At 38.9% G+C, this 13,390-nt stretch carries 14 protein-coding genes; all 14 read left to right on the forward strand.

All coding sequences use genetic code 11. From position 1 onward, the window contains the following. The first annotated feature begins 192 nt into the window (after nucleotides 1-192). The 14 genes from rpoC (at nucleotide 193) to rpsC (ending at nucleotide 13,390) form a co-directional block, all read left to right on the forward strand. On the forward strand, nucleotides 193-3,792 hold the full coding sequence (rpoC, locus tag NX902_RS00705; protein WP_047943710.1) for a DNA-directed RNA polymerase subunit beta': 3,600 nt from the start codon (nucleotides 193-195) through the stop codon (nucleotides 3,790-3,792). A gap of 216 nt (nucleotides 3,793-4,008) precedes the next feature. After that, nucleotides 4,009-4,257: a 50S ribosomal protein L7ae-like protein gene (locus NX902_RS00710; protein WP_047943711.1), complete on the forward strand. Its 249-nt coding sequence runs from the start codon at nucleotides 4,009-4,011 to the stop codon at nucleotides 4,255-4,257. Between the two features lie 100 nt (nucleotides 4,258-4,357). After that, complete coding sequence (rpsL, locus tag NX902_RS00715) at nucleotides 4,358-4,780, forward strand: 30S ribosomal protein S12 (RefSeq protein ID WP_047943712.1); 423 nt, start codon at nucleotides 4,358-4,360, stop codon at nucleotides 4,778-4,780. A gap of 40 nt (nucleotides 4,781-4,820) precedes the next feature. Next, nucleotides 4,821-5,291 (forward strand): 30S ribosomal protein S7, encoded by a 471-nt coding sequence (rpsG, locus tag NX902_RS00720; RefSeq protein ID WP_016204554.1) that lies wholly within the window; start codon nucleotides 4,821-4,823, stop codon nucleotides 5,289-5,291. 47 nt (nucleotides 5,292-5,338) lie between these two features. Then, complete coding sequence (fusA, locus tag NX902_RS00725; protein WP_095333632.1) at nucleotides 5,339-7,414, forward strand: elongation factor G; 2,076 nt, start codon at nucleotides 5,339-5,341, stop codon at nucleotides 7,412-7,414. Nucleotides 7,415-7,531: 117 nt separating this feature from the next. After that, nucleotides 7,532-8,719, forward strand: coding sequence for an elongation factor Tu (gene tuf, locus NX902_RS00730; RefSeq protein WP_095333634.1), 1,188 nt, complete (start codon nucleotides 7,532-7,534; stop codon nucleotides 8,717-8,719). A 540-nt stretch (nucleotides 8,720-9,259) separates the two neighbouring features. Next, nucleotides 9,260-9,568, forward strand: coding sequence for a 30S ribosomal protein S10 (gene rpsJ / locus NX902_RS00735; protein ID WP_009336571.1), 309 nt, complete (start codon nucleotides 9,260-9,262; stop codon nucleotides 9,566-9,568). Nucleotides 9,569-9,607: 39 nt separating this feature from the next. Then, the gene (gene rplC, locus NX902_RS00740; protein ID WP_095333636.1) at nucleotides 9,608-10,234 is read left to right on the forward strand and encodes a 50S ribosomal protein L3; all 627 of its coding nucleotides are present in this window, start codon (nucleotides 9,608-9,610) and stop codon (nucleotides 10,232-10,234) included. A 28-nt stretch (nucleotides 10,235-10,262) separates the two neighbouring features. Then, entirely contained in the window at nucleotides 10,263-10,886 is a 624-nt protein-coding gene (gene rplD / locus NX902_RS00745) for a 50S ribosomal protein L4 (protein WP_095333638.1), read from the forward strand. Beyond that, nucleotides 10,886-11,170 carry a 50S ribosomal protein L23 gene (rplW, locus tag NX902_RS00750; RefSeq protein ID WP_016204560.1) on the forward strand — a complete coding sequence of 95 codons (285 nt, stop codon included), beginning with the start codon at nucleotides 10,886-10,888 and terminating at the stop codon, nucleotides 11,168-11,170. Before rplD ends, rplW begins: the two co-directional genes overlap by 1 nt. 30 nt (nucleotides 11,171-11,200) lie before the next feature. Beyond that, nucleotides 11,201-12,031, forward strand: a complete 831-nt coding sequence (gene rplB / locus NX902_RS00755; RefSeq protein WP_016204561.1) for a 50S ribosomal protein L2 — start codon at nucleotides 11,201-11,203, stop codon at nucleotides 12,029-12,031. 60 nt (nucleotides 12,032-12,091) lie between these two features. Continuing rightward, on the forward strand, nucleotides 12,092-12,370 hold the full coding sequence (gene rpsS, locus NX902_RS00760; protein ID WP_016204562.1) for a 30S ribosomal protein S19: 279 nt from the start codon (nucleotides 12,092-12,094) through the stop codon (nucleotides 12,368-12,370). Nucleotides 12,371-12,388: 18 nt separating this feature from the next. Further along, nucleotides 12,389-12,730: a 50S ribosomal protein L22 gene (gene rplV, locus NX902_RS00765; RefSeq protein ID WP_047943717.1), complete on the forward strand. Its 342-nt coding sequence runs from the start codon at nucleotides 12,389-12,391 to the stop codon at nucleotides 12,728-12,730. 3 nt (nucleotides 12,731-12,733) lie between these two features. Further along, the gene (gene rpsC, locus NX902_RS00770; RefSeq protein ID WP_047943718.1) at nucleotides 12,734-13,390 is read left to right on the forward strand and encodes a 30S ribosomal protein S3; all 657 of its coding nucleotides are present in this window, start codon (nucleotides 12,734-12,736) and stop codon (nucleotides 13,388-13,390) included.

The following is a 13,390-nucleotide window of genomic DNA, read 5'->3' on the forward strand; positions in this document are numbered from 1 at the left end:
ATGGCCTGTCTAAAAACAAAAGGGTCAGACTCCACTGCGAAGACATCTAGATAGAAGATCCTTTTATATCTTTTAAAATAGATTATTCAAGTGAAGTCAGACCCTTTTGTGACGGCCTGTCTTTGATTATAAATGTTTTTAGAAGTTTTTAAGTAAGGCAAAAGCCTGAAGATCGAAAGGGAGGTAGGACCCTTGTTGGATGTTAATAATTTTGAATATATGAAAATAGGTCTAGCTTCGCCAGATAAAATCCGTTCATGGTCATTTGGTGAAGTCAAAAAGCCAGAAACAATTAACTATCGTACTTTAAAACCGGAAAAAGATGGCTTGTTCTGTGAGCGTATTTTTGGTCCTACAAAAGACTGGGAATGTCACTGTGGTAAATACAAGCGTGTTAGATACAAAGGGGTAGTCTGTGACCGTTGTGGAGTAGAAGTTACTCGTGCAAAGGTTCGTCGTGAACGTATGGGACACATCGAATTAGCGGCTCCGGTATCACATATTTGGTATTTCAAAGGAATCCCAAGCCGTATGGGTCTAGTGTTAGATATGTCTCCACGTGCACTGGAAGAAGTTATTTATTTTGCTTCTTATGTTGTAACAGATCCAGGTGACACTGCTCTTGAGAAGAAACAACTTCTTTCAGAGAAAGAGTATAGAGCATACCGTGATAAATACGGTGTGAAGTTCCAAGCTTCAATGGGTGCTGAATCTATAAAGAAGTTATTATCAGATATTGATTTAAATAAAGAAGTAGATGCATTAAAAGAAGAATTAAAAACAGCACAAGGGCAAAGAAGAACTCGTGCGATTAAAAGACTAGAAGTATTAGAAGCGTTCCGTGGTTCTGGAAATGAGCCTTCTTGGATGATTCTTGACGTGCTTCCAGTAATTCCTCCAGAATTGCGCCCGATGGTTCAATTAGATGGTGGCCGCTTTGCGACTTCTGACCTAAATGATTTATACCGTCGTGTTATTAACCGTAATAATCGTCTAAAAAGATTATTAGACTTAGGTGCACCAAGCATTATCGTACAAAACGAAAAACGTATGCTCCAAGAAGCTGTAGATGCGTTGATTGATAACGGCCGTCGCGGGCGTCCAGTAACTGGTCCTGGTAACAGACCACTTAAATCATTGTCACATATGCTTAAAGGTAAACAAGGACGTTTCCGTCAAAACTTATTAGGAAAACGTGTTGATTATTCTGGTCGTTCTGTTATCGTTGTAGGTCCGAACTTAAAGATGTATCAATGTGGTCTACCTAGAGAAATGGCGATTGAATTATTTAAGCCTTTCGTAATGAAAGAGTTAGTAGAAAAGGGTATTGCCCACAATATTAAATCTGCGAAAAGAAAAATCGAAAGACTTCAACCGGAAGTTTGGGATGTGCTGGAGGAAGTTATTAAGGAGCACCCTGTTTTACTTAACCGCGCCCCAACTTTACACAGATTAGGTATTCAAGCATTTGAACCAACGCTAGTAGAAGGCCGTGCAATTCGTCTACATCCGCTAGTATGTACAGCTTACAACGCTGACTTTGACGGAGACCAAATGGCGGTTCACGTTCCGTTATCATCTGAAGCACAAGCAGAAGCTCGTTTACTTATGCTTGCAGCCCAAAACATTTTGAACCCTAAAGATGGTAAGCCAGTTGTTACTCCTTCGCAGGATATGGTATTAGGAAACTACTACCTAACATTAGAGCGTGAAGGTGCAGTTGGAGAAGGTATGATCTTCAATGATACAAATGAGGCTTTATTAGCTTATCAAAATGGTTATGTGCATTTACACACTCGTGTGGCGGTACGTGCTAGTTCTTTAAATAACGAAACATTTACAGAAGAACAGAATAAACAATTGTTGTTAACAACAGTAGGTAAGTTAGTGTTCAATGAAATTTTACCAAAATCTTTCCCGTACATTAACGAACCAACGAAAACAAACTTAGAAGAAAAAACTCCTGAAAGATACTTTGTTGAGCCAGGTGTAGATGTACCTGCTGCAATTAGAGAGTTGCCGATTATCGAACCGTTCAAAAAGAAAATTTTAGGTAATATAATTGCTGAAGTCTTTAAACGATTCAAGATAACAGAAACTTCTAAGATGTTGGATAGAATGAAAGACTTAGGATTTAAACATTCTACTAAAGCTGGTATTACTGTTGGTGTAGCTGACATCGTAGTATTAGGCGAAAAACAAGAAATTATCGAAGAAGCACAAAGCAAAGTAGATAATGTAATGAAACAGTTTAGACGTGGATTAATCACAGAGGAAGAGCGTTATGATCGCGTTATTTCTATCTGGAGTGCTGCAAAAGATACAATCCAGGCAAAACTGATGAAATCCTTAGATAAACGTAATCCAATCTTTATGATGAGTGACTCCGGAGCCCGTGGTAACGCATCTAACTTTACACAGCTTGCTGGTATGCGTGGTTTGATGGCCAACCCGGCTGGTAGAATCATCGAATTACCGATTATCTCAAGTTTCCGTGAAGGTTTAACGGTATTAGAGTACTTTATCTCTACACATGGTGCGCGTAAAGGTCTTGCCGATACAGCACTAAAAACAGCAGACTCTGGTTACTTGACTCGTCGTCTTGTTGACGTAGCACAAGATGTCATTGTTCGTGAGGATGATTGTGGTACAGACAGAGGATTATTAGTTTCGGCGCTTAAAGAAGGTACAGAAATTATCGAATCACTAGATGAGCGTTTAATCGGAAGATATGCAAGAAGATCAATTAAACACCCAGAAACAAACGAAGTTATTGTTCCTGAAAATGGACTTATTACAGAAGATTTAGCAGTGGAAATTGTTGAAGCTAATATCGAAGAAGTATGGATCCGTTCGGCGTTTACATGTAATACTCGTCATGGTGTATGTAAAAAATGTTATGGTCGCAACCTAGCAACTGGTCAAGAAGTGGAAGTTGGAGAAGCTGTTGGTATTATTGCAGCACAATCTATCGGGGAACCGGGTACACAGTTAACAATGCGTACATTCCATACTGGTGGGGTTGCTGGAGACGATATCACACAAGGTTTACCTCGTATCCAAGAAATATTCGAAGCTCGTAATCCAAAAGGGCAAGCGGTTATTACGGAAATGGCAGGGGTTGTTGTTGGTATCAACGAAGGTAGAGACCGTCAACATGAAATTGTTGTTCAAGGTGAATTAGAAACTAGAACATATACTGCTCCTTATACAGCAAGACTTAAAGTAAAAGTTGATGATGTAGTAGAGCAAGGGCAGGAATTAACAGAAGGTTCTATTGATCCGAAAGAATTAATTAAAGTGAAAAACGTTACAGCAGTACAAGAATATCTACTTCGTGAAGTACAAAAAGTTTATCGTATGCAAGGGGTAGAAATTGGTGATAAGCACGTAGAAGTAATGGTTCGCCAAATGCTACGCAAAATCAGAGTGGTAGATGCTGGTGAGACAGATGTATTACCAGGTACTCTATTAGACATTCACCAATTTACTGATGCAAACGCAAAAGCTTTAAGAGAAGGAAAACTTCCTGCAACAGGAAGACCGGTATTACTTGGTATCACAAAAGCATCTCTTGAAACAGATTCATTCTTATCAGCTGCATCATTCCAAGAAACTACAAGAGTTCTGACAGATGCTGCGATTAAAGGTAAACGCGATGAATTACTAGGATTGAAAGAGAATGTAATTATTGGTAAATTAGTTCCTGCTGGAACTGGTATGCCAAGATATCGTCATGCTGAACCTATTACTGCAGAAGAACTAACAGAAGAGTCTGTTACTGTAGAGTAATAGCGATAAATTAGATCTTTTCCAAAAAAGGCATATGGTTATTACGTTGACCTATCTATCATTTGTGAATTGATAGATAGGTCAACATCCATACCTTTTATGAACATATCTATTTTTTAAAGGAAAGTTTTTTAGGAAAATAATTGACATCTAATTTTATAGATGATACTATATCAAAGGTGCTCCTATTCACCTGTTGCTTTGGAGGATATAAAAATGTCTTATGAAAAAGTACGACAGGCAAGTAAAATAGTAGTAGGAACAAAGCAAACAGTAAAAGCGTTAAAAAAAGGGATTGCAACTGAGGTTATCGTTGCAGAGGATGCCGATCCGATGATCATTAGAAAGGTATCTGAGGTAGCTGAAGAAGTGAATATTCCTATTATACTTGTTGAATCCATGAAGAAGCTTGGCGAATCATGCGGAATAGAAGTAGGCGCAGCGACTGTTGCCATAATTATTTAAAACTGTTTTTATGGAATTAACCATGAGAACTTTGTTTTTGCCCTAATATGAACCACCTGGATGTGTGGGCTTCAAACATAAAGGAAGGGAGGAAAAAGAAATGCCAACAATTAACCAATTAGTGCGCAAGCCTCGTCAATCTACTGAAGAGAAGTCGAAGTCTCCTGCGTTAAACAAAGGTTATAACAGTTTCAAAAAAGCACAAACAAACGTATCTTCACCTCAAAAACGTGGGGTATGTACTCGTGTTGGTACAATGACACCGAAAAAACCAAACTCTGCATTACGTAAATATGCACGTGTTCGTTTAACAAATGGTATCGAAGTAACAGCATACATTCCTGGTATTGGTCACAACCTACAAGAACATAGTGTTGTACTAATCCGTGGAGGACGTGTAAAAGACTTACCGGGGGTACGTTATCATATCGTACGCGGTGCGCTTGATACTGCTGGAGTTAACAACCGTATGCAAGGTCGTTCTAAATACGGTACTAAAAAACCAAAAGCAGCTAAAAAATAATAAAATAGAATTTATAGCATAATTGAAAGGAGGAAATCAAATGCCACGTAAAGGTCCTGTAGCAAAAAGAGACGTATTACCAGATCCGATTTACAATTCAAAGCTTGTATCTCGTTTAATCAACAAAATGATGATTGATGGTAAAAGAGGGAAATCGCAAGCTATCCTGTATTCAGCATTCGAAATCGTTGCTGAGCGTTCTGGAAAAGAAGCGATTGAAGTATTTGATCAAGCATTAAAGAATATCATGCCAGTTCTTGAAGTAAGAGCACGCCGTGTTGGTGGTTCTAACTATCAAGTTCCAGTGGAGGTTCGTCCTGAAAGACGTACAACTTTAGGTCTTCGCTGGTTAGTTAACTACGCTCGTCTTCGCGGAGAGAAAACAATGGAAGAGAGACTAGCTAACGAAATCTTAGATGCAGCTAACAACACTGGTGCATCAGTTAAGAAACGTGAAGATACACACAAAATGGCAGAAGCGAACAAAGCGTTTGCTCACTACCGTTGGTAAAATTATAATTTACAAAAATACTTTCATTATGAAAGGAGAAAGACCAAATGGCAAGAGAGTTCTCCTTAGAAAACACTCGTAATATTGGTATCATGGCACATATTGATGCTGGTAAAACGACTACAACTGAGCGTGTACTTTACTACACTGGTCGTATCCACAAAATTGGTGAAACTCACGAAGGTGCATCTCAAATGGACTGGATGGAGCAAGAACAAGAGCGTGGAATTACCATCACATCAGCAGCAACAACTGCACAATGGAAAGGTAACCGTGTAAACATCATTGATACTCCAGGACACGTAGACTTCACTGTTGAAGTTGAACGTTCTCTGCGTGTACTTGATGGTGCTGTTGCAGTACTTGATGCACAATCTGGTGTTGAGCCACAAACAGAAACTGTTTGGCGTCAAGCAACAACATATGGTGTACCTCGTGTAGTATTCGTAAACAAAATGGATAAAATCGGTGCAGATTTCCTTTATTCATTAAAAACTTTACATGACCGTTTACAAGCAAACGCTCATGCAATTCAACTACCAATTGGTGCTGAAGATCAATTCGAAGGTATCATTGACTTAGTTGAAATGAAAGCAACTTTCTACGGAAATGACTTAGGAACAGATATTCAAGAACGTGAAATTCCAGAAGACTACAGAGAGTTAGCAGAAGAATACCATGAGAAATTGGTTGAAGCTGTAGCTGAACTTGATGAAGAGTTAATGGAAAAATATCTTGGTGGTGAGGAAATCACTACTGATGAATTAAAAGCTGCTATCCGTAAAGGTACAGTTAACGTTGAATTCTACCCAGTAATCTGTGGTTCTGCTTTCAAAAACAAAGGTGTTCAAAAAATGCTTGATGCTGTTATTGAATACTTACCATCTCCATTAGACGTACCAGCAATTAAAGGTACTGCTCCTGATTCAGATGAAGTGATCGAAAAGCATTCAAGTGATGATGAGCCATTCGCTGCTCTTGCATTCAAAGTAATGACAGATCCATTCGTTGGTAAACTGACATTCTTCCGTGTATACTCTGGTACATTGAGCTCTGGTTCATATGTACAAAACTCTACAAAAGGTAAGCGTGAGCGCGTAGGACGTATTCTACAAATGCACGCAAACAGCCGTCAAGAAATTACAGAAGTATATGCTGGTGATATCGCAGCAGCTGTAGGTTTAAAAGATACTACTACTGGAGATACTCTATGTGATGAAAAGGATTTAGTAATCTTAGAATCAATGGAATTCCCAGAGCCGGTTATCGAATTGTCTATTGAGCCAAAATCAAAAGCTGACCAAGATAAAATGACAACTGCACTACAAAAATTACAAGAAGAAGATCCAACATTCCGCGCGCATACAAACCAGGAAACTGGTCAGGTTATCATCGCTGGTATGGGTGAACTTCACTTAGATATTCTTGTAGACCGTATGCGTCGTGAGTTCAAAGTTGAAGCTAATGTTGGTGCTCCTCAGGTTGCTTACCGTGAAACATTCCGTTCATCTGCTGCAGTTGAAGGGAAATTCACACGTCAATCTGGTGGACGTGGACAATATGGTCACGTTTGGATTGAGTTCTCACCAAACGAAGAAGGTAAAGGATTCGAATTTGAAAATGCTATCGTCGGTGGTGTTGTTCCACGTGAATACATCGCTCCGGTTCAAGCTGGTTTAGAAGATGCATTACAAAGAGGAGTACTTGCTGGTTATCCAATGGTAGACATCAAAGCTAAATTATTTGATGGATCATACCATGATGTTGACTCATCTGAAATGGCGTTCAAAATCGCTGCTTCAATGGCATTGAAAAATGCAGCATCTAAATGTAATCCTGTAATTCTTGAACCTGTTATGAAGGTAGAAGTTATCATCCCTGAAGAATACATGGGTGATATCATGGGTAATATCACTTCACGTCGTGGACGTGTTGAAGGTATGGAAGCTCGTGGTAACGCACAAGTTGTTCGTGCGATGGTTCCTCTTTCTGAAATGTTTGGTTATGCTACGACATTACGTTCAAGCACACAAGGTCGTGGAGTATTCTCTATGGTGTTTGATCACTATGAAGAAGTACCAAAATCAATCTCTGAAGAGATCATCAAAAAAAATAAAGGGTAATTGTTGATTTTACCTTTTTAATGAAGTATAACTACTATGTAGGCAATAAAGCTGTGATCATTAATCACAGCTCTATAAAAATACTTATTTTTTACAAATCAAAGGAGGATTTTCCTAATGGCAAAAGCTAAATACGATCGTTCTAAGCCACACGTAAATATTGGAACAATTGGTCACGTTGACCATGGTAAAACTACATTAACAGCTGCTATCACAACTGTACTTTCTAAAGTTGGTGGCGGTGAAGCTCGCGGTTATGATCAAATCGACGCTGCTCCAGAAGAGCGTGAGCGTGGAATCACAATCTCAACTGCACACGTTGAGTACGAAACTGCTACTCGTCACTATGCACACGTTGACTGCCCAGGACATGCTGACTATGTTAAAAACATGATCACTGGTGCTGCTCAAATGGATGGTGGTATCTTAGTAGTATCTGCTACTGATGGTCCAATGCCACAAACTCGTGAGCACATCCTTCTTTCTCGTCAAGTTGGTGTACCTCACTTAGTAGTATTCTTAAACAAATGTGATATGGTTGATGATGAAGAATTATTAGAATTAGTAGAAATGGAAGTACGTGACCTATTAACAGAATATGAATTCCCTGGTGATGATATTCCTGTAATTAAAGGTTCTGCTCTTAAAGCTCTTGAAGGAGATGCTGCTTGGGAAGAAAAAATCACTGAGCTTATGGCTGCAGTTGATGAATATATCCCAACTCCAACTCGTGACACTGACAAACCATTCATGATGCCAGTTGAGGATGTATTCTCAATCACTGGTCGTGGTACAGTTGCAACAGGTCGTGTTGAGCGTGGACAAGTTAAAGTTGGTGACGTTGTAGACATCATCGGTTTAGCTGAAGAGAAAAAATCAACTACTGTAACTGGTGTTGAAATGTTCCGTAAATTACTTGATTATGCTGAAGCTGGAGATAACATTGGTGCACTTCTTCGTGGGGTTGCTCGTGAAGAAATCCAACGTGGTCAAGTATTAGCAAAACCAGGTTCAATTACTCCACACGTAAAATTCAAAGCAGAAGTTTACGTATTATCAAAAGAAGAAGGTGGACGTCATACTCCATTCTTCACAAACTACCGTCCTCAGTTCTACTTCCGTACAACTGATGTAACTGGTATTTGTAACTTACCTGAAGGTGTAGAAATGGTTATGCCTGGCGATAACATCGAAATGGATGTTGAATTAATTTCTTCTATCGCTATCGAAGAAGGAACTAAATTCTCTATTCGTGAAGGTGGACGTACAGTAGGCGCTGGTGTCGTTGCTACTATCGTTGAATAATAACCTTTGATAAAAAACAAGCTGATTCGTCAGCTTGTTTTTTTTTTTGTGAACAAATCTATCGTATTAAAATAGATTTAGGAGCGCAAATAGTTATTATGCTATTTGGATAATGATTGTATAAAGGAATAATGTTTAAATATTCTCAGGTTAGCTATAATAGATAGGGTTATTAATATAGAAGAAAGACGTTTTCCAAAATCTTTCTATATAATCTTTCACTATTTTTTGTTAGAATATAAAAGTCTTAATAATAGTTTTCTCAATCTAAACGGTTCATTACCAATTGACTGACAATTATACATTGGGTTGAAATATGATCATGGAATATGTATAATAATCTGAGTGTACTAAAACGAAAGAAAAATAATAAATGTTGTTGCTTTTCTAGGCGTTTTTATGTATAATAGACAATGTTGGTCTTTGACTTGCGATGATGTGGGAGGTTGCTGACACACCCGGCCGCTTTGCCATGGCGAGTGTGTGGGAAATTCCTGCGGAGAATGTCTATTCTAAAATAGGCGAAAAGGAGGGAAAATAATGGCAAAACAAAAAATTCGTATTCGTTTAAAAGCGTATGATCATAGAATTTTGGATCAATCAGCTGAGAAAATCGTTGAAACTGCAAAACGTTCTGGTGCTGCTGTATCTGGACCGATTCCGTTACCAACAGAGAAGTCTATATACACAATCCTACGTGCGGTTCATAAATATAAAGATTCTCGTGAACAGTTTGAAATGCGTACGCATAAACGTCTAATCGACATCGTGAACCCAACTCCACAAACAGTTGATTCACTAATGCGTCTGGATTTACCATCAGGTGTAGATATCGAAATTAAATTATAATTGAAATAAACATTTAAACAATCAGGAGGTGTGACTTAAATGACCAAAGGAATCTTAGGAAGAAAAATAGGTATGACTCAAGTATTCGCTGATAACGGCAATCTTATCCCTGTAACTGTAGTGGAAGCTGCTGAGAACGTTGTTCTTCAAAAGAAAACTGTTGAAGCTGATGGCTATGCAGCAGTACAAATCGGATTTGAAAACAAACGTGAAAAGTTAGCTAACAAACCTGAACAAGGACATGTTGCTAAAGCAAGTACTGCTCCTAAGCGCTTCGTTCGTGAATTTAGAGATGTTAGCGTGGAAGAGTACGAGGTTGGTCAAGAAGTCAATGTAAGTATTTTCGCTGAAGGCGATATAGTGGATGTAACAGGTGTTTCTAAAGGGAAAGGTTTCCAAGGTTCAATTAAGCGCCATGGACAATCTCGCGGACCAATGGCTCACGGATCTCGTTACCATCGTCGTCCGGGTTCAATGGGACCTGTAGCACCAAACCGTGTATTTAAAGGGAAAGCATTACCAGGACGTATGGGTGGAGAACAAATTACTGTTCAAAACTTAGAAATCGTTAAAGTAGATGCAGAACGCAATCTTCTATTAATTAAAGGTAATGTACCTGGAGCTAGAAAAGCTTTATTAAAAATCAAAACTGCTGTTAAAGCATAATTATTAATCTGGAAAGGAGGAAATAAGAATGCCTAAAGTTGCATTATTCAACCAAGACGGTAAGCAAGCTGGAGATATCGAATTAAATGAATCAGTATTTGGTATCGAGCCTAACAAAAGTGTTTTATTTGAAGCAGTTGTTATGCAAAGAGCTTCTTTACGTCAAGGAACTCATAAAACTAAAATTCGTTCTGAGGTTGCTGGTGGTGGACGTAAGCCATGGCGCCAAAAAGGTACAGGACGTGCACGTCAAGGATCTATCAGATCTCCACAATGGCGTGGTGGTGGTACGGTATTTGGACCGGTTCCGCGTAGCTATAGCTATAAATTACCTAAAAAAGTTCGTAGATTAGCAATTAAATCCGCATTATCTACTAAAGTATTAGAAGAAAATATTTTAGTATTACAAAGCCTTGCTTTTGATGCACCTAAAACTAAAGATTTCAAAGCCGTATTAGGTAATCTTTCTGTAGAAAAGAAAGCATTAATCGTTACAGCTGACCTTGATGAAAACGTAGCATTATCTGCTCGTAACATCCCGGGGGTAACAGTTGTTACTGCTTCTGGAATTACAGTATTAGATGTTTTAAACCATGATAAATTAATCATGACAAAAGCAGCGGTTGAAAAAGTAGAGGAGGTGCTTGCATAATGGATGCACGCGATACGATTAAGCGCCCCGTTATCACTGAACGTTCTACTGATTTAATGGTTGATAAAAAATACACGTTTGAAGTTGATGTAAGAGCTAATAAAACTCAAGTTAAAGATGCTGTCGAAGAAATCTTTGGCGTTAAAGTTGAAAAAGTTAACATCATGAACTACAAAGGTAAATTCAAGCGTATGGGACGTTTTGGTGGATACACAAACAAACGTCGTAAGGCAATTGTTAAATTAACAGCTGACAGCAAAGAAATCGAATTCTTTGAAGCTTAATAATAATATTTAGAAGAGGAGGGAACACAAATGGCGATTAAAAAATATAAACCTACCTCCAACGGTCGACGTAATATGACGTCTTCAGACTTTAGTGAAATCACTACAAGTACTCCTGAAAAGTCATTACTTGCTCCTTTACACAGAAAAGGCGGCCGTAATAACCAAGGTAAGTTAACTGTTCGTCATCAAGGTGGAGGTCATAAGCGTCAATATCGTGTAATCGATTTTAAACGTGACAAAGATGGCATTCCAGGACGCGTTGCTACAATTGAGTACGATCCAAATAGATCTGCTAATATCGCGTTAATCAATTATGTAGACGGTGAAAAACGCTACATTCTTGCACCGAAAAATTTAGAAGTTGGATTAGAAGTTATGTCAGGGCCTGAGGCTGATATCAAGCCAGGTAATGCATTACCACTTGCTAACATTCCAGTTGGTACAGTAATCCACAACATCGAGTTAAAACCAGGTAAAGGTGGACAATTAGTTCGCTCTGCTGGAACAAGCGCTCAAGTGCTTGGTAAAGAAGGGAAATACGTACTTGTACGTTTAAATTCTGGTGAAGTTCGTTTAATTCTTGCTACTTGCCGTGCATCAATCGGTCAAGTTGGTAATGAACAACATGAATTAATCAACATTGGTAAAGCAGGTCGTAATCGTTGGTTAGGTAAACGCCCAACTGTACGTGGATCTGTAATGAACCCTAATGACCATCCACACGGTGGTGGTGAAGGACGCGCTCCAATCGGACGTAAATCACCAATGTCTCCATGGGGTAAACCAACACTTGGTTACAAAACGCGTAGCAAGAAAAATAAATCTGATAAATTTATTGTACGTAGCCGTAAAAAATAACGGGGTTGAACTACGGTTCAATGATAGAACCGTAGAACAATCACGAAGGGAGGTTCCATTATGGGTCGCAGCTTAAAAAAAGGACCTTTTGTTGATGATCATTTACTAACAAAGATCGAAAAATTAAGTGATAGTGATAAGAAGCAAGTTGTGAAAACTTGGTCTCGTCGTTCTACGATCTTCCCACAATTCATCGGTCAAACAATCGCTGTTTATGATGGTCGTAAACATGTTCCAGTTTATGTTACTGAAGACATGGTAGGTCACAAACTTGGAGAATTTGCTCCAACTCGTACTTACAAAGGTCATGCAAGTGACGATAAGAAAACAAGACGTTAATGAGAGGAGGGCATTCTAATGCAAGCAAAAGCTGTTGCAAATACAGTTCGTATTGCTCCTCGTAAAGCTCGTTTAGTCGTAGATTTAATTCGAGGAAAGCAAGTTGGTGAAGCGGTAGCTATTTTGAAGTTAACTCCAAAAGCAGCTTCTCCAATCGTAGAGAAAGTTTTAAAATCTGCTATTGCTAACGCAGAGCATAACTACGAAATGGATATTAATAACCTAGTGGTTGAGCAAGCATACGTTAATGAAGGACCAACTCTAAAGAGATTCCGTCCACGTGCACAAGGTCGCGCAAGTCAAATTAACAAACGTACTAGCCACATCACTATCGTTGTATCAGAAAAGAAGGAGGGGTAATTAGTGGGTCAAAAAGTAAATCCAGTCGGTTTACGTGTCGGGATCATTCGTGACTGGGAATCTAAATGGTTCGCAGGTAAAGACTATGCTGATCTTTTACACGAAGACCTAAAGGTACGTGAGTATATTACAAAACGCCTAAGTGATGCTTCTGTTTCTAAAGTAGAAATCGAGCGTGCTGCTAACCGCTTAAATGTTACTATCCACACTGCTAAACCAGGTATGGTTATTGGTAAAGGTGGAACAGAAGTTGAAGCTTTACGTAAAGCTCTTAACTCACTTACTGGCAAACGTGTACACATCAATATTTTAGAAATTAAAAGAGCAGATATGGATGCGAAACTAGTTGCTGAGAACATTGCTCGTCAATTAGAAAACCGTGTATCTTTCCGTCGTGCTCAAAAACAAGCAATCCAACGTTCAATGCGTGCTGGTGCTAAAGGTATCAAAACAATGGTATCAGGTCGTCTAGGCGGCGCAGATATCGCTCGTTCAGAGTCTTATAGCGAAGGAACTGTTCCATTACACACTCTACGCGCAGATATCGACTATGCAACTGCTGAAGCTGATACAACTTATGGTAAATTAGGTGTAAAAGTTTGGATCTATCGTGGAGAGATCCTTCCAACGAAGAAGAAAACTGAGGAAGGAGGCAAATAA

Source organism: Niallia sp. FSL W8-0954 (assembly GCF_038005605.1).
GTDB lineage: Bacteria > Bacillota > Bacilli > Bacillales > Cytobacillaceae > Niallia > Niallia circulans_A.